This is a genomic window from Mycobacterium sp. NPDC049093 (assembly GCF_040704635.1).
Taxonomy (GTDB): Bacteria; Actinomycetota; Actinomycetes; order Mycobacteriales; family Mycobacteriaceae; genus Mycobacterium.
Genome location: NZ_JBEZJS010000009.1, coordinates 24,305 through 44,672, shown reverse-complemented (window position 1 = coordinate 44,672; position 20,368 = coordinate 24,305). Strand labels below are relative to the sequence as shown.

Annotated in this window: 16 protein-coding genes; 8 read left to right on the top strand and 8 right to left on the bottom strand. The window is 65.4% G+C overall.

Translation table 11 applies throughout. From position 1 onward, the window contains the following. Nucleotides 1–144 precede the first annotated feature (144 nt). Nucleotides 145–1,506 (top strand): hypothetical protein, encoded by a 1,362-nt coding sequence (locus AB0876_RS29275; RefSeq protein ID WP_526043649.1) that lies wholly within the window; start codon nt 145–147, stop codon nt 1,504–1,506. Between the two features lies 1 nt (nt 1,507). Here AB0876_RS29275 and AB0876_RS29270 read toward each other — a convergent pair whose 3' ends face one another. Both AB0876_RS29270 and mshB read right to left on the bottom strand, forming a co-directional pair. After that, nucleotides 1,508–1,930: a hypothetical protein gene (locus AB0876_RS29270; RefSeq protein ID WP_526043648.1), complete on the bottom strand. Its 423-nt coding sequence runs from the start codon at nt 1,928–1,930 to the stop codon at nt 1,508–1,510. Between the two features lie 110 nt (nt 1,931–2,040). Next, nucleotides 2,041–2,898, bottom strand: coding sequence for an N-acetyl-1-D-myo-inositol-2-amino-2-deoxy-alpha-D-glucopyranoside deacetylase (gene mshB, locus AB0876_RS29265; protein WP_526043647.1), 858 nt, complete (start codon nt 2,896–2,898; stop codon nt 2,041–2,043). A 79-nt stretch (nt 2,899–2,977) separates the two neighbouring features. Here mshB and AB0876_RS29260 point away from each other — a divergent pair, with 79 nt between their 5' ends. The 3 genes from AB0876_RS29260 (at nt 2,978) to AB0876_RS29250 (ending at nt 7,911) form a co-directional block, all read left to right on the top strand. Next, nucleotides 2,978–4,213, top strand: a complete 1,236-nt coding sequence (locus AB0876_RS29260) for a chloride channel protein (RefSeq protein WP_526043646.1) — start codon at nt 2,978–2,980, stop codon at nt 4,211–4,213. 517 nt (nt 4,214–4,730) lie between these two features. Beyond that, complete coding sequence (locus AB0876_RS29255) at nt 4,731–6,101, top strand: hypothetical protein (RefSeq protein WP_526043645.1); 1,371 nt, start codon at nt 4,731–4,733, stop codon at nt 6,099–6,101. A 565-nt stretch (nt 6,102–6,666) separates the two neighbouring features. Beyond that, nucleotides 6,667–7,911, top strand: a complete 1,245-nt coding sequence (locus AB0876_RS29250) for a hypothetical protein (protein WP_526043644.1) — start codon at nt 6,667–6,669, stop codon at nt 7,909–7,911. Between the two features lie 51 nt (nt 7,912–7,962). Here AB0876_RS29250 and AB0876_RS29245 read toward each other — a convergent pair whose 3' ends face one another. Next, the gene (locus AB0876_RS29245) at nt 7,963–9,843 is read right to left on the bottom strand and encodes an ABC transporter family substrate-binding protein (protein WP_526043752.1); all 1,881 of its coding nucleotides are present in this window, start codon (nt 9,841–9,843) and stop codon (nt 7,963–7,965) included. Nucleotides 9,844–10,455: 612 nt separating this feature from the next. On the opposite strand from AB0876_RS29245, the gene AB0876_RS29240 reads away from it, so the two are divergent. Next, complete coding sequence (locus tag AB0876_RS29240) at nt 10,456–11,739, top strand: hypothetical protein (protein WP_491842236.1); 1,284 nt, start codon at nt 10,456–10,458, stop codon at nt 11,737–11,739. Nucleotides 11,740–11,898: 159 nt separating this feature from the next. On the opposite strand, the gene typA is transcribed toward AB0876_RS29240, so the two are convergent. Beyond that, entirely contained in the window at nt 11,899–13,800 is a 1,902-nt protein-coding gene (gene typA, locus AB0876_RS29235) for a translational GTPase TypA (RefSeq protein ID WP_491842235.1), read from the bottom strand. Between the two features lie 287 nt (nt 13,801–14,087). Between typA and AB0876_RS29230 the strand changes: the two genes are divergently transcribed. Next, nucleotides 14,088–14,354, top strand: a complete 267-nt coding sequence (locus AB0876_RS29230) for a hypothetical protein (RefSeq protein ID WP_055120552.1) — start codon at nt 14,088–14,090, stop codon at nt 14,352–14,354. Here the strand turns inward: AB0876_RS29230 and AB0876_RS29225 are convergent. The 4 genes from AB0876_RS29225 to AB0876_RS29210 all read right to left on the bottom strand — a co-directional run bounded on the left by AB0876_RS29225 (nt 14,351) and on the right by AB0876_RS29210 (nt 18,700). Continuing rightward, nucleotides 14,351–14,788 (bottom strand): pyridoxamine 5'-phosphate oxidase family protein, encoded by a 438-nt coding sequence (locus tag AB0876_RS29225; protein ID WP_064882726.1) that lies wholly within the window; start codon nt 14,786–14,788, stop codon nt 14,351–14,353. The two genes, AB0876_RS29230 and AB0876_RS29225, sit on opposite strands and share 4 nt — an antisense overlap. A 3-nt stretch (nt 14,789–14,791) precedes the next feature. Next, nucleotides 14,792–16,177 (bottom strand): WS/DGAT/MGAT family O-acyltransferase, encoded by a 1,386-nt coding sequence (locus tag AB0876_RS29220; RefSeq protein ID WP_526043643.1) that lies wholly within the window; start codon nt 16,175–16,177, stop codon nt 14,792–14,794. Between the two features lie 71 nt (nt 16,178–16,248). Continuing rightward, complete coding sequence (locus tag AB0876_RS29215; RefSeq protein WP_526043642.1) at nt 16,249–17,556, bottom strand: hypothetical protein; 1,308 nt, start codon at nt 17,554–17,556, stop codon at nt 16,249–16,251. Continuing rightward, nucleotides 17,546–18,700, bottom strand: coding sequence for a sulfotransferase (locus tag AB0876_RS29210; protein ID WP_526043641.1), 1,155 nt, complete (start codon nt 18,698–18,700; stop codon nt 17,546–17,548). The genes AB0876_RS29215 and AB0876_RS29210 overlap by 11 nt, the downstream gene beginning before the upstream one ends. Nucleotides 18,701–18,813: 113 nt before the next feature. Here AB0876_RS29210 and AB0876_RS29205 point away from each other — a divergent pair, with 113 nt between their 5' ends. Together AB0876_RS29205 and AB0876_RS29200 are read left to right on the top strand one after the other, a co-directional pair. Beyond that, nucleotides 18,814–19,857: a TIGR03617 family F420-dependent LLM class oxidoreductase gene (locus tag AB0876_RS29205; protein WP_526043640.1), complete on the top strand. Its 1,044-nt coding sequence runs from the start codon at nt 18,814–18,816 to the stop codon at nt 19,855–19,857. 35 nt (nt 19,858–19,892) lie between these two features. Continuing rightward, nucleotides 19,893–20,363 (top strand): MarR family winged helix-turn-helix transcriptional regulator, encoded by a 471-nt coding sequence (locus AB0876_RS29200; RefSeq protein ID WP_526043639.1) that lies wholly within the window; start codon nt 19,893–19,895, stop codon nt 20,361–20,363. Nucleotides 20,364–20,368: the final 5 nt, after the last annotated feature.

Sequence of the window (20,368 nt, the reverse complement as noted above, 5' to 3'; positions counted from 1 at the left end):
TGCGCCCGGCATACCGGCCACAGTAGACCGTGCAACTCACTGCAATGCGGGGCCCTTACTGGACACACAACTTAAAGGTGCGACGAACGGGTTGCCGACCGCGTAAGTTATTTCCGTCGGGAAGGGGATACCGAAGGAGTCGTGATGTCCACAAGTGTTCGTTCGTATCTCGTAGCGGGAGCTGCCGCAGCCACCGCCACCGCCATCGCGCTCACCCCGGTACAGGCTGCCCCGGCAGACATCGCAGTCCCTGCACACCCGACATCGACTCAGCCGCAGCTGACGCAGGCGATGGTCGATCTGCTCGCCGCGGCGAGCCGGATGACCGCCGCAGTGGCGCCGAACCTCTCCAGCCAGTCCGGCTCGGCTCCGGCCTTCGGCACGGCCCCGGCCGCAGCGGCGACCGGCAATGTCACCGCGGCGCCGACCGCGATCGCGATCGCACCCAACTTGGCCAACACGATCGACGAGGTCTATGTGACGGTCGAGCCCTGGGTGCAGTGGGGATTCGAAGTCGGCGCATACGCACTCGGATGGATCCCTTGGGTCGGCGGATGGGCCGGCGGCCTGCTGATGGACGCCTACAATTTCGGCCAATCCCTCGTCGCCAGCGGCGTCTACAACTTCACCGACTGGTTGCGCGGTGACGGCGGCATCATCCAGAACCTCGCCGACTTCGGAGTCGATGCCGTCCTGGCCGTAGCGTGGCTGGGTATCGACGTCGTCGGCACGTTCATCCCGCTGCCGCCGATCCCCCTGCCGCCGCGTCCGCCGCTGCAGGGACCGTTCCTGGCCAGCACGCTCGCCGCACCGACAGCAGCCCTCGAAGGCGCCGTCCAGAACCCGCTCACCCACCTCACCGATGCGATCACCAAGGCCCGCGACGACTTCGCCACGGCAGTCAAGTCACTGACCGAGGGGACCGGTCTCGCGACCCTCGCCGACCGGCTCAAAGAGCAAGCGGCGGCGACCGAGAAGACGCCGGTCACAGAAGTTGCCGGAAGCTCGGTCGACCAGGCCGTCGAGGGCACCATCGACAACATCGAGAACGCTGCAGAGAACCTCGCGACCGGCCTGAAGGAGACCGCCAAGGACGTTGCGAGCAACTCCGGCCAGCAGTTCAAGCAGGTCACCGACGAGATCGGCGTGGTCCCGCCCTCGGTCCGTCAGTCGCTGCGGAACACCGTTGCCGACACAGCTGTCACCGACGCTGACACAGAAGAAGCCGTCAAGACCGGCACCGACCAGGTCTCGGCCGACAAGCCGGCGGCCGGTTCGGTGCGACAAGGCGTCCGCGCAGCGGTCGACAAGGCCACAACGGACGCGACGAAGGCCGGCGACGACGCACGTGACGCGGTGAAGACGGCCGTGAAGAACCTGACGCCGAAGACCAAGGCAGACAAGACGGACAAGGCGGCTTCGCCCAAGGACGCAAAGCCCAAGGGCAGCAAGCAGTCCAAGGACTCCGGCGACAGCGGCAAGTCGAAGAAGGACAGCAAGAAGTAAGTCAGCGGCGGTGACGCCGTCGAAGCATCGCCACCGGTGGTAGCGCACCGGCGGCGATGAATATCAGCGAGCCATAGGCCATCAGTCCGGGGCCGGCGAAGATGATGTCGCCGCCAGGTCCACCGAAGGTCATCGCGACGACGGCAGCCAGCCAGGTCCACAGTGGCAGCGCCGCCATCCGCATGGAGTCGGTCCAGTACATGGCTGCCCATACGAGCGCGGTGTTGACCGCTCCGGCCGCCAGCGCGCTCACCGGGAACGGGATCGGTCCGATATATGTAGGCAGCAGAAGTGCGCCTACGACGGCGGAGATGATGCCGTCAACCGCGAGCAGTGCCAGGACGATACGGCCCAGCACAAGGTCCGAGGGCGGGGTCAGGTGGGAATGCTGTCGAGCAGTCCGACCATCGAGCCCACTACCCACTGGTAGTTGTCAAAACGGTCCTGCCAGTGCTGCAGATTCGGATCCAGATCGGGGTCCATGAATGTCCCTTCGACGCTTCTGAGTGGCGAGCTTACCTCGTCCGGTTTTGGCTATTGCAGATTCAGTCCGGTCAGCAGGTCGGTTTCCCACCCGCGTGCATCCCGCTCCCCCGCGTCGCCCGAAACGAGCACATAGTGCTCCTCACCGAGCAGTGGTAGCGCGAGGTTGTTGGACAGCGCGAAGGCGCCGCCGTCGGCAGCGACGGTGACCTGGGTGGCGTGCGCGCGCATCGCGGCGATTTTGGCGGGCAGCTGGGCGGTGGCGTCGACGACGGCGTCGATCCGGTCGTCGGCATACCCGAAGGGAACGTCCCCGACATCGATCCGGATCCAGTCCGCCGGCACGTCCTGCAGGCTCTGGAGGCCGGCCCGCATCGCGGTGCTGGCCATGACCGTCCAATAGAACTTGGGCACGGCCCATCCGGCGGCCGCGACGGCCGCGGTGGTGACGCGGTGGGCTTGTTTGTGGTCGGGGTGCCCATACCCGCCGTCGGGGTCGTAGGTGACGACGACGTGCGGCCGCAACTCCTCGATGATGCGCACGAGTTCGCTCACGGCTGCGTCGAAATCGGCGTCGATGAAGCGCTGCTGCTTGCGCGCCGGTGAACCCTCCATGCCCGAGTCCCGCCATCGGCCGGGGCCGCCCAGGAAATGCGGTGCTCCGATGCCGAGCGCGCTCAGGGCCTCGGTCAGCTCGCTGATCCGGTATCCGCCGAGCTGATCGGCTTGGTCGACGGCCAACCGGGCGTAGCGGTCGCCGATGACCTCCCCCTCCTCTCCGAGGGTGCACGTGACCACCCGGACGTCGGCACCGCGCGCTGCGTAGTGCGCGATCGTGGCACCGGTGGTGAGGGTTTCGTCGTCCGGATGGGCGTGAACGAACAACAGGCGGGGCGTTTCGCTGGGCATCGAGACTGACGATAGCGACGCGTCGTTGGCCGCGCAGAAAGTCGAGCACCGCCCCACCTCCGCGCCTACATTCACTGAAGTGACCCGCCGTGAGCTTGAGTTCGGCTGCAGCATCGTCGTGATCGGGTTGCTGGCAGGCCTCGCGGGGATGGCGACGACGGTCCTTCTGCACTTCGTCGAACACCTCACCTACGACTTCACCTTCGGCTCGCTGCTCGACGGTGTCACCGACAGCAGTCCGGTGCGACGCACGGTCGGACCGATGATCGGTGGCGCACTGGCCGGTTTCGGCTGGTGGCTGCTGCGCCGGCACTACGAGGTGCCCGCACTGGCCTCGACCATCGCCGATCACCGCCCCATCCCGCGGGTGGCGATGACGCTCGATGCCGGGCTGCAGGTTCTGGTCGTCGGCGCGGGCGCGTCCCTGGGACGTGAGGGCGCGCCGCGCCAGATGGCTGCGGTGCTCGGTGACGTCGGAACGTCCCGCTGGGCACTGACACCCCACGACCGCGAGATTCTGCTCGCCTGCGCCGCAGGGGCCGGACTCGGCGCGGTGTACAGCGTCCCGGTCGGTGGCGCCCTGTTCGCGATCCGGATCATGATGCACACGTGGCACCCGCGAGCCGTCGGCGCTGCGTTGATCACCTCGGTGCTCGCCGTGGCAGTCGCAGCGCCGGTGACCCATGTGCGAGCTCCGCTCGATTGGCCGAAGCCTGAATTGTCTTATCTACTCACTGCCTTCGCCTTGGTGATGGCGCCGCTGGCATTCGCGGTGGGGACGGCGTTCAACCGGATCATGGCCATGGCGCGACCTGCCGCGCCGGTCACGTCGTGGCTGATCATTCCCGGCATTGCCCTGGCGGGGCTGCTGGTGGGCCTGGGGTCGGTGTGGTTGCCGGAGCTGCCGGGCAACGGCAAGAGCATTCTCACGGTGAGTCTGAACAGTGCCCTGACCGTGGGCTCGGCAGCGGCCATACTCCTACTGAAGCCGCTGCTGACGGCGATCTTTCTCCGTGCGGGCGCGGTGGGCGGAATGCTGACGCCGTCGCTCGCGACCGGTGCGGCCCTCGGGTCCGTGATCGCCCTGTCGATCAATACCTGGACCGAACACACCGTGAGCATCGCCGCGGTGTCGTTGACTTGTGCCGCCGGCGTGCTGGCGGTGACGCAGCGGGCACCCATCTGGGCGGCACTTTTTGTCTGGGAGTTGGCACGTCCGCCGTACTGGGTACTGCTGCCGTTCCTCGCCGCCGCGCTCGCGGCCCACGGGCTGCAATCGCTTGCCGAGAGACGCCACGAGGTAATGGTCGACTGATTAGACCAGGCAAACTCGGCAACGAAATCCGTAGATTTTGAAACTGACCGAGCCTGCCACATAGTTGCCAACGCAAGCACGGTGCGAATACCGAGACCGTTGGTCCCATTAGTGGGCAGCACCGCATCCGGGGTCGCCGTGTTTTACAGATCACACCGCAATGTCCACTGTGTGCGCGCTAACTTTCCAGCCGCCCCCCAGGCGACATTACCGCTGGGTAACCTGGCCGAGCCTGCCGTTCAAGCCTTCGCTGGCAACCTAGTGACATGACCAGCCAACTATTTGCTGCGATAGGCCGATGTCCCGCCTCATAACGCTACGCCCGGTTTCGCAATGGGCGGGCGCGACCACGGGAAATCCCGACTACCAGCAATATCTCAGATACCCGACGTTCATTTGCGGAGGCCAGAACGGGTTCCGACGAGCTGAAAATTACTTAAGAAAATTTGCAGACAACCCAACTTACTTTGGGGTAACTTCTGCGCCGACGTTAGTTACGCTCCCGTAAGGAGATTCAATGCAACTCGCTCCCCGGTCTTACCTGGCCGCCGGCGTGGCACTCGTGGGTGCCAGCGCCATCGCGGTCAGCCCGATGGCTCCGGCCGTGCCGGCGGCCTCGTCGGTACACATGCCGGTCGCCCTGACCGCCGCCGTGGACAACCCGCTGACGGTTTTCGAGCCCGCGTTCGCCGCCACGCAGACGATGATCAGCAACATCATCGAGCGCCAGACCACCAACCCGGCACCGATCGCGAAGCAGCTCGTCGAGAACGCGGTCGCCGGTTACCAGGTGGCGCTGTCCACTCCCCCGGTGTGGCAGATCGCGAAGGTACTGGCCGACGGTGTCATCGCGGCTCAGAACTTCGGCCCCAACCTCGCAGCACTCGGTGAAACCACGTCTGCGGCCGGGACCGCACTCGGTGAAGCCCTGAGCGACTTGGGCGCCGGACTGCCCGCCGGACTCGAGGCCGCGATTGCGAAGATCGCCGCCGGTGATCCCGGTGGCGCGCTCGACGGCTTGGTGTTGGACGGGATGCAGCCCATCATCAACATCTTGATCTTCGCGGTGTCCCCCGAGATCAATGCGGTCGGGCACGTACTCAACATTCCGCAGCCGCTCATCGACGCCGCATCGGAGGCCGCAATCGGAGTGGTGATCGGCCTGGCCGCCGCGACCGTCGGCGTCGGGTACGACCTGGACGGTCAGCCGCGAGCCATTCTGAAGCAGGCTCTCGTCGGAGCTCAGGACGTGGTGAACGCCGTCACCACCGGCGATCCGGTCAAGGTGATCAACGCGCTCCAACACGGCATCGCCGATTTCGCCGAGAGTGTGGTCTTCCAAACCGATGCGACGATCTCGATGGGCAACTACATCGAGGACACCTTCGCCAACGCCTTCAAGCAGCTCAAGCCCAAGCCGTTCGACCCCCCGATCGAGCTCCCGACCGCCAAGGCCCTGACTGCCCCGGCACCCGTGACGATCGAGGTCTCGACGCTGAAGGAAGAGACGCCGGCATCGACCCCAGTTACCAACGCGGGCAATGCCTCTGACGTCGTCGATGGTGCCGCCGCCCCTGACGCCACCTCGGACGCCACCGATGGTGCGGCTGCACCGAAGGCCGACGCCGCAGACTCCGTCGGCGCCGGTACGGACGCGAGCGACAGTGACGACACCACCAAGGCCGCCACCAAGCTGTCGACGAAGGCATCACCGAAGGCCACCAAGGGACAGGAAAAGGCGACCTCCGCCAAGGCCGTCCGCACCCAGGTGAAGTCCGCCGTCAAGAAGCTGACCGACGGCCTGAAGAAGGACAAGGCCGGCACCCCGAAGGCCGCACCGAAGAAGTCCGAGTCGTCGAGCAGCTCCGACAAGGGCTCCGACAAGTAACCCCAGCACCAGCGCCAGGCCCTCTCCATCGACCGATGGAGAGGGCCTTTCGCTTCTTCGGAAGTTCTCAGCCTCCACTCAGCTGTGCGCTGGGCCGGTGCGCTCTGGACCCGCTTCGGCGCAAAATGACGGCCTCCGACTTTTCAATGCCCCAGCAACGGTATGGCGAACTCGCCTGCGAGGTCTGCAACGCAGCGGGCTACCCGCTCGAGAGCCCCGGGAGAACGCCGCCACACTGCGCATGGAACCGTTGATTTCGCAAACATCAAGATCGCCCGGTTCGCGGGGCGTTTCACATGCCTTTCACCGTCGAACGACGGAATCAGCGAACTCGTTATATTCAATGTCCTTTGGCGACAGCTATCGATACCCTCCGGCCGGCGTGACCCAGCGATCTTTTCAAGATCACCTAAGCACTACCATCTAGCAGCTAGTTCACCTTGCTCACGACCCCATTAGCCGCCACGGACTCTTCGGCGGCAACTTTTCAAAATCACGAATTTGTAAAGTTACTCTCAGGTAGCTTCAGCCTCGTCGGGGATTGGATCCATCTAGAGGAGAAGCAATGCAAGTCGCAGCTCGTCCCTATCTCGCCGCTGGCGTCGCGTTGTTCGGAGCCAGTGCCATCGCGATGAGTCCGGTCGCTCCGCCGATGCCCGACATCGCGGTTCCGGCGATTTCGTCGGCCGCGGTGAGCCTGTCTGCAGCAACCGATCCAATCCAGGCCTATGCGGACCTGTTCGCGAACACGATCGCCAACGTGTCGGCTCTGATCGGCACGGAGGTGACCGATCCCGCGCCCATCCTGCTGCAGGTGATCACGAATCAGCTCACCACCGCGGGTTCGCTCTTCACTGCGCTGCAGGGCTCCGCCACCGCACTGGGTAACGCACTGGACCCGTCGAATCCCTGGAGCATCCCGTCGTTGCTGCAGGCCTCGTTGACCGATCTCCTCGCCGGCGACATCAACGGCGCGGTGTCCAACCTCTGGAGCGCATTCCTCACCCCTGTGGCCGGGGCGGTGCTTCCGTTGCTCGAACCTGCCATCAATGCCATCCGACAGCCGGTGCAGAACCTGGCCAATGTGCTGAGCAACCCGGCGATTGTGGCATTGCCGGCCCTCGGCTTGCTCAACGTCGCCTATCGGACAGTCACGGTGGCGGGAAACGTCGGCCAGGACATCGTTGACTCTGCCACGGCGGGCGATGCGCTGGGAGTCGTCAATGCGATGCTCGGCGGCCCTGCCGTCGTCGCGGATGCGTTCCTCAACGGCGACGCGCTCGGCGGCGGTGTGTTCGGTCCCAGCCTCGGCCTGCTGAGCACCCTGCGACAGGCCCGCGAGCTGATCGCCGCCGCGATCACCCCACCAACGGCGGACGCGGCGCGCACGGCAGCGGACGCAACCCTCACGTCCGCGTCGAAGGTCGTGACACTGGATGTCAGCCCGAAGGCCTCCGCCGTGTCACCGGCACCGGCCGCCGCTCCGGTCGAGGCGGCTCCGGTTGTGGCCGCTCCTGCCGAAACCGACAATGCTGCAGGTGATTCCGCTGCGACGAAAGCGCCGTCCAGGGCCTCCACTCCGGTGGTGAAGGACAGTCTCAAGGCCGAACCCGGCAAGACCCTGTCGACCAACCGGTCCGCCTCGGCCAAACAGGTCCGTGAGGGCCTTCAGGGGTCCGTCAAGAATGTGACCGACGGACTGAAGAAGGCCACAGAGGGGCTGAGCGGCAAGAGCGGCACGGCCGGCAAGCACCGCGCGGCGAACTCCGGCGGCGGCTCGTCATCGTCAGGATCGGGCGACGCGTCCTGATTCACACCAGCCAGTGGGCCTCCTCGTACGAGGGGGCCTACTGCACGCCTGCTATCGCCCCTTGGTCCAGCTGCCCGCGTCGCCGACGATGCCGACCGGCACGGCGCCGCTCAGACTGACGTTCTGCACACTCGGTCCAGCGGCAACGATCGTCGTGTCCTGCAGGATCGGAAGAACTGTCGACATGTTCCACAGCCGCGGCTCCACAGCCTGGATAACCTCGGCAATATTCTGCGAACCATCCAGTGCCGCATCAATTTTCGGCTGAATACTGTGATCACAGATCCCGGTGATGTTACTGGGCGCCTGCACCAGATCACCTGACTCCGGAGCAGGGATGGGCTGAGTGGGCGTCGGTGTGGTGCTCGGCGCCGGGGGCGCGGCCGTAGTGGTGGGCTTCGGCGACGACGAGGGAGTGACCCCGGGGACCGCGGTCGAAACAGAGGTCGCCTCCAACGCCCGGCAGCCGTAACGCGACGCGAGACTGGTGGCCAGATCCCCTCCGGCCTGATGCCAGCCGACGACGGCGTCGATCCGGTTGTTGGTCAGCGCATCTCCGTAGAGCGCAACGGGGTCCAGGGCCAGCACCGAGGCATCGATTCCGACGTTGCGAAGCTGATCGGCCGCGGTGTTGGCGACGGCGACCGACGTCGGATCGTTGGATGCCACACCGAGCACCAGCGTCAGCGCCGCGCCGTCCTTGGTGATGCGCTGCCTGCCGTTGTCCGGCGCAGGCGGCTCGCCCGGCGCGGGCGGCTCGGCCACGGGCTCGATCTGATAACCCGCGCCGCGCAACAGATCCAGCGCAGCCTCCCGCGACATCGCCGGAGGGGCCGTAGGTACGTAGCCGGGATCCGATGGCGAGCGGACCTGCGCCTGCGCCAGCGTCACCGTGTTGTCGTCGCCCGCCCCCACCGAGGCCAGCAGGTCGACATCGATCAGACCCAGGATCGCCTTGCGCACCTGGGCTTCGGCCAAGGTGGGCTGCCCTCCTCGAAGCGTCAACTGCATCACCCGCGGTGTCACGATCCTGGCGGTGCGAACATCGGGGATCGCGCTCAGTTGCGCGAAAGTGGCTGCGCCGCCGTGCACCTGGGCCACCTGGGTGTCGCCGTTGCGGATGGAATCGGCGAGGGCGGCCGGTGCTCCACCACGCCGGAACAACACCAGGTCAGGCTTGGCCGGCGCACTCCAGTACCTGTCGTTACGGGCGAGCAGGATCTCATCACGTTGCGGGTCAATGCTTTCCACCCGGAACTGCCCGCCGGTGACCGGCATCGCCCGCGCCAGTCCGGCGCCGAAGCCACCTGGTATGTCCTTGACGATGTGGGCCGGAAGGATGTCGTTGAACAGCTCCCGCCACGCCGGATACGGCTGGGAGAAGGTGACCACCGCCTGCTTGCCGCCCTCCACCGATTGCACACCGGTGATCAGGTCATAGCCGGCCGGGTCGACGACCCCCGGCTGGCTCACCATCTGGCGCCAGAGGTACCAGTAGTCGTCGGCGGCGATGGGCGCGTTGTCGGTCCATTGCGCTTCCGGACGGATCTTGTAGGTGACCGTGAACGGGTTCTGGTTGGTCACCTCGGCCGATTCGAGCAGCGTCGGATCGAGCTCCCAGTGCGAACCTGTCGGAGACTTCGGGTCGGGTACCGGCCGGAAGGAACTCGGTAACACCATCGAGGCGACCGCCGCGTTCACCGGAGACTGGTCCGACAGCAGGTGCGGGTTGAATCCCGGGCCGATCGAATCGATGGCCATGATGATCTGCGTTGCCTTCATCGGGGGCGGCGGTGTCGTCTCGGTCGTCTCGGTGCTCTGCGGAGCCGGCGGCGGGCTCACAGTGCAACCGCTGAACAAGAGCGCCGGCACCGATATGAGCGCCCCGATCGTCAATTGGGCGCAGCGGAGGGGTGTCGGCACGCCACTCAGCGTATCGACCGCCCGGCAGCGCACTTGTCCCCGCACCGACAGTCCGCCCCAACCCCTTGGCCCGCAAATGGTGTCCGGCATGCATCGAATATGTGAACTCCGGGCGAAAATTCGCGCGAAAGAGCGCAATAGGGCGCCAAAAACTGGCCGATCGCGGCACCTACCCCAAGATCAAATCTGATTGCTGCCCAACATTGCAGGCAGGCACAAGCCGGCAATTGGTGCGGCGCCGCAAACCCGGCACGAAGGACGGTCACACCACTTCGCCTGGCGGCGATGCCTCCGCAACCCGATCAGAGTGGTTGAAATGCAGATCTTTCGAGGACATTTGGCGGGACACCGCCGACATCAAGATGACTGGCCCGTCACGCCTGGACGACGTTTCCGGCCCAGTCCCACTCTTCAGCTAAACCCAACACACACGGGACCGCGATTTTCGCTTGCATGACACAACTTGCCACAAAATTTGAAGGCTCTGACGGTATTTGTGTGTGCAAAATCTCAAATTCACCTGAGAAATCGCTAAGTCGACGTTATCGTCGATCACGTCAGTTTCGGACCAGAGCAACCAAATCAGGGGGAGCCACTATGCACGTCGGTGTGAAGCAATCGATGACAGGAGCCACAGCGCTACTCGCGGCAGGCGCGATCGCCATCGGCCCGGCCATCGGACCGGTCGGCGCACAGGCGCCGGAAGCACTTCGAGCCGCGCACGTTGCGGATGTCAACCTCATGGCGGCACCGGATCCGATTGCGGCACTCGAGGGTTTCACCGAATCCGGGGTGCGTTTCGTCCAAGGCATCGCTGGGCTACCGGTGGCCGCCATCGCCGCCGCCCTGGCCATCGCCGACGGCGACCCCCAAGCCTTCTACAACTCGATCCGCCAAGTCATCGATGCACCGCTGTGGGTCATCGACCCCGCCCTCGGAATCAACCAGACGTCACTCACCGGCAAGGGCCTGGCGGCGCTGTTCCCCGACCACGCCGACGATATCCAGGCCTTCCGCAACAACGTGCTGTGGGCAGCGACCGACAGTTTCCGATCATCGATCGCCGACCTCCTCGGGGTCGAGGACACCAGCACTCCCCTCGACGTGCTCACCCCGCTCGCCGGTTTCGCTGCGGGCGCCCTCGACTCCGGCTATCGACTGGTGGAAGGCCTCGCGCTCGCCCCGTTCGGACCGATCAAGGCGATCATCGACATCGCCGGCGGCATGGAGCCCAACGTTGCCGTTTACCACATGCTCGACAGTTACATCAGCGCACCACTTTGGGTGGCCGACTCCTTCATGGGCACCGGTCCGACCCAGCAGGCCATCCCCATCGGACTGAAGGCGCTGTTGCCCAACCGGGCCGACGGTATTCAGGACTTCCGGAACGACGTGTTGTGGAAGGCGACGAACTCCGTCCGTGAAGTCGTCCGCGAGGCGCTCGGCGTGGACCCGAGTGAGAATCCGAACAATCCGCAAACCACATTGGTCACCAGCAAGGTGAGCGAACCTCCCGCTCCGAAGACGTTGGTCAGCCTCGACGTCGAAACGGCCCCGCCGGCGCCGGAGAAAGCCACGACGGAGACACTGGAGGTCAAGAAGCCCAGGGTCGAGAAGACGACGCCTCTCGTGAAGGCACGGACTCAGCTTCGCGAGAGCCTCAACTTCAGCACGCACCAGACCGGAGCCAAGGTGTCCGGAGGCTCGGACACGTCGACACCGCCCAAGCCCGAAACCACCGATCTGAAAACCACCGTCAATCAGCTCAAGGAGAAGTTCGGCTTGAAGGGTGGCGCCGACAGCCCGACCCCAGGCAAAGCCACCGCCACCGGCAACACCACCGGTTCCTCCACCGCTGATGACGGTGCAGGCAAGAAGACCGACTCTAAGAGCGACGCGGCCTGAGAACTGGTGCGCCAGTAGCGATATCGCGGGGGATATCGCTACTGGCGCATCACTGTCCTGATCCGCACCCCCGCGGCCCCCACCGCGAGTGGCCAGTTATCGCACGTTGCGCCCGAAAAGCGGTGCTATAACTGGCCATTCGACGACCGAATGCGAGAGCTATCCGCGCGCCTTGGCCCGGGCCTTGGCACGTGCCCGCAGCGAGGCGGTCAGCTCGACCTTGCGCACCCGGACCACCTCGGGGGTCACCTCGACGCACTCGTCCTCGGCGCAGAACTCCATGGCCTGCTCCAGGCCCAGGTCCAGGGGCCGGGCCAGGGTTTCCATGACGTCGGCCGTCGACGACCGCATGTTCGTCAGCTTCTTCTCGCGGGTGATGTTGATGTCGAGATCCTCGGCGCGCGGGTTGATCCCGACGACCTGGCCCTCGTAGGTGTCCTCACCCGGCTCGACGAAGAACTGCCCGCGGTCCGCCAGCTGGATCATCGCGAACGGGGTGATCGAGCCGGACCGGTCGCTCACCAGCGAGCCGGTGTGGCGGGCCCGGATCTCCCCGGCCCACGGCCGGTAGCCCTCGAACACCGCGTTGGCGATACCGGTGCCACGCGTCTCGGTCAGGAAGTCGGTACGGAAGCCGATCAGTCCGCGGCTGGGCACCACGAAGTCCATGCGCACCCAACCGGCGGCATGGTTGGTCATCTGTTCCATCCGGCCCTTGCGGTTGGCCATCAGCTGGGTGATGGAACCGACGAACTCCTCGGGACAGTCGATGGTCAGCTCTTCGAACGGCTCGTGCAGCTTGCCGTCGATGTTCTTGGTGACCACCTGCGGCTTGCCGACGGTCAGCTCGAAGCCCTCGCGTCGCATCTGCTCGACGAGGATGGCCAGCGCCAGCTCACCGCGGCCCTGCACCTCCCAGGCGTCGGGGCGGCCGATGTCGACGATGCGGATCGACACGTTGCCGACGAGTTCGGCGTCGAGACGGTTCTTCACCATGCGGGCCGTCAGCTTGTGCCCCGACACCCGGCCGGCCAGCGGCGAGGTGTTGGTGCCGATCGTGACCGAGATGGCGGGCTCGTCGACGGTGATGCGCGGCAGCGCGTGCGAGTTGTCGGGATCGGCCAGGGTGTCGCCGATCATGATCTCGGGAATCCCGGCGACCGCCACGATATCCCCAGCCGCCGCTTCCTCCGTCGGGTTACGGTCGACGCCCTCGGTGGCCAGCAACTCGGTGATCTTGGCGTTGGTGATCACAGGCGAGCCGTCGACCTCGCGCATCCACGCGACCTGCTGGCCCTTCTTGAGCCGGCCGTTGTAGATGCGGATGAGGGCGAGACGGCCAAGGAAGGCCGAGGCGTCGAGGTTGGTGACCAGGGCCTGCAGCGGCGCCTCCGGGTCACCCGAGGGTGCCGGGATGTGCTCCATCAGCACGTCGAACAGCGGGTCGAGGTTCTCGCCGTCAGGGTTCTCACCGTTGGCGGGCTGCGTCGTCGAGGCGATGCCGGCTCGGCCCGAGGCATACAGGGTGGGCAGGTCCAGTGCCTTCTCGGCGGCCGTCTGGGCCTCGTCGTCGAGGTCGGAGGCGACGTCGAGCAGCAGGTCGTGACTTTCCTCGACGACCTCGGCGATGCGGGCGTCGGGCCGGTCGGTCTTGTTGACCACCAGGATCACCGGCAGGTGCGCGGCCAGCGCCTTGCGCAGCACGAACCGCGTCTGCGGCAACGGCCCCTCCGAGGCGTCCACCAGCAGGACCACACCGTCGACCATGGACAGGCCACGTTCCACCTCGCCACCGAAATCGGCGTGACCAGGGGTGTCGATGACGTTGATCACCGTCATGGTGCCGTCCGCGTGGTGCCGGTGCACCGCGGTGTTCTTGGCCAGGATGGTGATGCCCTTTTCCTTCTCAAGGTCACCGGAGTCCATCAGGCGCTCGACTGCGTCGTCGCCACGGTGCGTCAAGGCACCGGACTGTCGCAGCATCGCGTCGACTAGGGTCGTCTTGCCGTGGTCGACGTGGGCGACGATGGCGACATTGCGAAAGCTCGGGCGTGAATCCACACCGACATTCTCGCAGGCTGGCCGGTCGATCACGAAAACGAGAGAGCCCCGTCACGTTGAAGTCCGCAAAAATTGCCGGCCTGAAGCCCAAGAAAAAGTGCTGCAAAAGCAAGCCGCGCTGCAAACGCTGCCCGCTGGTTCTGCACAAAGTCCGCAAGGCCGAACACAACGGATTGCACGGTAAAGAACTGGACAAGGTCTTCAAACGGGCCAGGAAGTCCTAGGTTTCGCGAGTACCGTTTCAGGTATCCGTCACGTTGCGATAGGCGAGCTTGGAGGTGCCGGTGATGACGGTTTATGAAGCGCTCACAGTCGCATTGATCATGGTGCTCGCTGCGGGAACCACGGTCGCGATCTACGTGGGTATGGCCAACTGGATCGGCGCCTGCTACATGGTCCGCTGCAGCGAATGCCACCATCTGACCTTCGCGTCGGCGAACCAGCCGCAGGCCTCCTGCGCGCACTGCCGTCACCCGATGCTGATGCACCCGCTGTACGCGACGCAGCATCCGGGCCACGCCGTGCGGGTCGTCGACGACCGGCTTCGGTACTAACCGCCGCCCGCCGCACCGTAGTGCGGCATCGCATGGTTCCGGAGCTGACGCCCGGTGACCTTCTCCGACCGGATCCGCACGAAATGATCGCGCCGCCCCTCAGCCCACGGCTGCACGAACGTCCCGGCGACCTGCACCTGCTCGTCCACGTCGGTGATGTGCTCGGCATGCCCGACGATCGTCACGCTCCAGCCGGTGCGTAGGTCGGGGTCGAGTTCGTCGGCCTCGAACGCCACCACCTGACGATCGGTCGCGGCGATCAGTTTGGGCCCACCGGCCACCCGGATCACCACATCGTCATGCCACACCCGGAAATTGACGGGCTGCACTGCCGGCAGGGCGTCCTCGGTGAACACCAACCTGCCGACGCGTACCCCCTCCAGCAGATCCAGGCACTGCCTGCGGGTGAGAACGCCGAGTTCGGATCCCTTCATCGGTCAACCTCCCTGTACGAGTTGCAGAGTACCCACGGGGGTGGCCCGCCAGTGGCCAATGCCGATATCGACCAGACGGGCGACCGCGCGTTCGATGCCACGGGCCAATTCCGACACATCGGGTGCCGCGTCGTAATCGCCGATCACTCCGAAGACCAGGCGGTCGGCGTAGCTCATGATGGCCACACCGGTTCGTAGCTGCAACGCCAGCGGCGGAATCGGAAGCAACCGGACGATGTCGCAACCCATGACACGCAACCGTTTCCGTGGGCCCGGCACGTTCGTGGCCACGGTGACGACGCCGCGCTGCGGCAACCGGGTCAGTGCGCGTACCGTCCACGCGGTGAGCGGGAACGGAATCGCGTTGGCCGCCGACACCAGGATGTTTCCCGCTTCGCGCTGCCCGCTGGCTTTGGCCCGGGACAGCCGCGAATGCACGGCGCGCAACTGATGTAGCGGATCGGCCTTGTCGACCGGGAGGTACGGCAACATCACCGACACGCGATTGCCGGTCCGATCGTCCGCATCCGCGGGGCGCACCGAGACCGGCACCAAGGTACGGAGCGCATCCCGGCTGGGGTTCTCGCCGCGACGGATGAGGGTGTTGCGGAAGCTGTCGGTGATCGCCGCCAAGGCAACATCATTGACGGTCACCCCGAATTCCCGGCATACCGTGTCGACGTCGTCCATCGACACCTCACCGGCGGCGTAGCGACGCATGCTGGTCACGGGGCCGGTCAACGAGGTGGCGGCCGCCGGATGCAGTAGGCCGGTGACGATGCCGAGCGCACCCTGGACGGCCTGCATCGCCGCCACGGGCAGCCCAGTCGAAATGCGCCACGCCTTACCGATCCACTCGGCGGGATTGAAAACCGCTGTCCCCCCGGCGGTCTGTTGCTTTACCGCGGGACCGGTCAGGTCGCCGTCGTCGCACAGCCGACTGAGCAGCCGGGTGGCCGCGATTCCGTCGGCGATGCAGTGGTGGACCTTCAACAGGATCGCCCACCTGTTGCCGGCCAGGCCGTCGACGACCCAGCACTCCCACAGCGGCCGGTCCCGGTCCAGGCGACGTTCCATGATGTCGGCGGCCCACCGGTACAGCGCCGCATCGTCGCCGGGTTGTGGCAGCGCCGCATACCGGATGTGGTGGGCCGCGTCGAAGTTGGTGTCTTCGACCCATCGCGGTGCCCCGAGGTCGAGGGGCTGGGTGTGCAGCAGCTGATGCAGGCGAGGTGCGGTCATGGCCCGCTCGGCAAGCGAGGCAACGACGGTATCGGCGCCGGGAATCGGTCCGTCCAGCACGGCGATCGCCCCGATTGCCAGGCTTGCGTGCCGGTCGGAGTCCTCTGCTTCCAGGAACCCCGCGTCCAGTGCGGTCAACTGCTCCATGCCGTTGATCCTCCGCCCGGCTGCCCTGCTCAGGGAGGGTCAAAGGTCCCTAGTATCCGATCCGGGCGGGATCAGTACTGGCGGTAGCGCCGCTGCACGTGCTCCTGGCGAATACGCACCTGATCTCTGCGCTCAGCTTCCGCGACCCTCCGTGTGGTGTCGGGCAGGTGTGCCGCCACGTCCGCCAGCGACATCGCCGTGACCGTGGTGACCGGCAACTCCGACGTCGGCTCCGAGTAGGTCCACCGGAACGTCAGAAAACCGTTCTGGTGCCCACAGGTGTCGAGCCAGTTCGGCACCTGTGGGTCGGAGCCGGCGATCACGTATCGCAGCGTTCCGTCCGGATCGGGTTCGGACTGAAACCCGTTGAGGCTGCTGATGTGGTTGGCGTAATCGAGCGATTCGCCCCAGAGGTTCGACAGGTGGAAACCCATATAGGCCGGAGCTGTCGGCACAGTGACCTCGACGAGCAGCGCCTCCCTCTCGGCCAGGTCGTAGACACCACCCGAGTACACGTTGGTGCTCTGCCCGCCGCCGGTCGCGAGATTGGCGGCCATCGGCGTATTGAGTGCGTTGCGGGGCATGAAGGTGACGCCGTCACCGTTCTTGTCTCCGTTGGACTCGAGCACGACGTCGTAGAACTCGTTCCAGAACCTCATCTGGTTCTCGACGAGCTCGCCGACCCGGCGCAGATTCGCCGCGGCCGTTTCGGGGTTGATGGGCCCCGAAGGTAATCCTTCTTTCCCGATCTGGGCGATGTGAAGGTCCGGCGACGCCTCGTTCTCCCAGTCGTGAAAGAGCATGCGGGCGATGACGTATCGAGCACTGGGCCCGTCCGCGGCTGCGGTGCACAGGAAGTTGCCCGTATGACCGTCGGGCCGCTGTGGAGCCAGGAGAATCTCGAAACCGTCGTCGTCGTCGACGAGCAGATCCGATGCATCGAGGATTCCGGTCACAACCCGGCCGCCCGGGCCCAGTTCAGCAAGGCTGCCGGTATCGCCGGCATACACCGTGTGAGCCTCGAAGATCATGTACTGCGGCGGCTTCGCACGATCGGCCAGCCGGCCCCGTATCCGGTAGCTGCGGGCGCCGTCGATGTGCGCCGACAGGTACAGGGCGTCCGCGTTGTCGATGGTGGCCTTGTCGATCGGTTGGATCGCGCGCCGGAAGTACGGGAAGTCGGGATCCTCGCAGAACGCCCGCTCGATCGCACTGAACGCGAAACCCATCAGGTATCGATGACCTTCGGCGATTCCTAGCGCGGTCACCTCAGGGGCGTGCAGGTCCGCGGAAACGACCGCTTCGCGCGCCCGGTTGAGCGCTGCGATCATGTCCGTCCATGCCGCTTCCAGCACGAGTTGCCCTGATTCAGTTGACATGTGCTTCTTTTCCCTCGATATCCCACTGGTATTGGTCGAACAGGTCGGCCAGCCGGATCTGGATCTCGCGCGGATCGAGACCGAACTCGGCCAGGCTGTAGCGATGCGCGGTCTCATGGCCGCCGCGGGCCTCGGCTGCGGCGAAAGCGCGCTTCGCCTCCGGCCCTATGTCGAGCCCGAGATCGTCATAGATTCGTCTCATCGTGCTCGCCGGCGATCCGACCAGCTCGCGATAATCGACTACGCTGGAATAGATCTCGGGATGCTGGCTGAGCACCTCGAGCGGATGCGTATAGGTGTCCACCGACTGGTCGGCCAGGACCCGCAGCGAGTTCAGGACCAGTTGCTCGTCGCGGCCCCGTAGCGACCACTCGGTTTTCATCAGCTTGAGTAGGCTCGGTATCGTCTTGTACGGGTTACGCATCGGCACAACAATTCTCGCGTCCGGAAAGGTCTCGATCAGCGTTTCCACCCGGCCACAGAACGTGGGGTTCTTGCTCAGGTGTGTGCCTCCGCCGTTGAGCGCGAGCTGGCGCCGCACACATTCCTTGTAGAAGGCCATCATCCGCCGCCGCTTCCGCACTGGCCAGCGGTCGACGTGATAGAAGTCCAGCTCCCCCATGTAGGGAAATGCCACGATCCAGAAGCCGGAGCTCAGCGACCACGTGAGCAGTGCGTCGTCCTCCTCGGGAACAAAGAATCCTGTCTTGTGGATGTCGTCAGTGGGAGCGAAGGCTCGTTCTTCAACCTCGTCGAGCCGGCGCCGCAGACCTCCGCCCGTCGCCCCGTCGATCCGGAACATCAGGCGCAGCAGCTTCTTCTGCAGCAGCGACGGAAAGAACAGCTCGTACATGAGGGCATAGCTGAACTGCGGATCTTCGGCCATCAAGCGGTGCAGGTAGGTGGTGCCGCTGCGCGCGTGCCCGATACAGAACGTGGGTTTGCACACTTCGGTGCGGCGCAGCGTCGGGAACAGCAAGGGATCGAGCGCGAAACACAGCGCGTGAATACCGGCGATCACCGGGACACCCAGCACGAACCGTAGATACCGGGCACGGTGGTTGCGCTGCGTCGGATCGCTGCGCAGCAACCGCGCCATCGTGAAGTAGTTGGACCAGTCGAAGTAGAAACGCATGCCGGCCATCGGCTCTCCTTGGACAAAGCGATTGGGAACGGGCCGACTGCAACGTAAACCTAATTAGTTGACTAAGTCAATCATTTGACATAGTCAACTACACGGAATTACGGTGTCTTGCCATGAAGGTTTTCGCTGCAGTGGCGCCGGACATGCCACTGGCACAGGTCGCCGCCTACGCCGAGCGAATCGAGCACCTCGGCTTCGACGGCTTGCACATCGCCGAGACGATCCATGACTCGCTGGCGGCGGCGTTGCTGGCCGTCGAACGCACCGAGAGGCTGATCATCCGAACCGCGGTGACCCTGGCGTTCGTCCGCAGCCCCATGCTCATGGCCTACACCGCGTGGGATCTGGCGGTCTTGTCCGAGGGCCGTTTCGAGTTGGGACTGGGCACCCAGGTCAGGCAGAACATCGAAGGTCGATTCGGAATGCCCTGGAGCGAACCCCGCGCACGGATGGCCGACTACATCGCGGCCCTGAACGCCATCTTCGCCGCCTTCCGGACCGGGGAACCCGTCAACCACGAAGGCGATACCTACCGGATCACCCGCCTGCAGCCCTACTTCAATCCAGGCCCGAAAGACATTGACCCGCCCAGGATCTGGCTCGGCGCGGTCAACGCCGGAATGTGCGAGCTCGCCGGACGCAGCGCCTACGGCGTCGTCACCCACTCCACGAACTCAGACCCCCAGTTCCTGCGCGACGTGGTGCGGCCTGCCCTGGCCCGGGGCGCCCAGTCGTCGGGGCGCGACGAAGATCCCCACGTCATCGCCTCGACCGCGATCGCCACCGGCCCGACGGATCACATCGTCAGCCAGGAACGCGAACGTCAACGTCGCATGCTGGCCTTCCTGCTCTCGACTCCTTCCTACGCGACCGCACTCAGACGACGTGGATGGACCGAGCTCGCAGACGACCTCCGGGTTCTCACGAAACAGCAGCGATGGGAGGACCTTTCGTCCGTGCTGAACGACGACCTGCTCGACGAACTCGTGACCGTCGGGCGATACGACGAACTTCCCGCGCTGCTGCGGGCGAAGTATGCGGGCCTTGCCGACGGCGTCGTCCTCCCACCCGTTGGTGCCGGTGACGACGACGGCCTCGCGACCTGCGTCAGCGACATCCGGGCCGCTCGCGACCTGGGTAGCCTTGGTACAGATTGACGAGAGCAAGCCCAGACATACCGATCGGAGCTGACGTGCCGGCGAAGCGCAAGATGGACTCGGTGGACTCCATCAGTGCCACGCTGGCGCGCATAGTCCGGCTGAATCTCAGCAGGTCGGCGTTCAAGCGACAAGCCACCACTGCCGATGCCGAACTGTCGCAGCCGTCCTACGCTCTGTTGCGCGTCCTGATCGACGAGGGCCCACAGCCCACCGGCCGGCTCGCGAAGATGGCCCACATGGACGTCGGCATGACCACCCGCCGCGTGCAGGCTCTCGTCAAAGCGGGACTCATCACCCGGCACGCCGATCTCGACGACGGGCGCATCTCCATCGTCACCGTCACCGACGCCGGAAAGAAGGCCGCCACCGCACTGCAGGACCTGCGACGGGAGCACCTGGCACGCGCATTGTCGGACTGGAGCGCGGCCGACCTGCAAGAACTCGATCGCCTGCTGGCGAGATTTCTCGACGATACGAAACAAACACCCATCGTCGAATACTGAGGCCG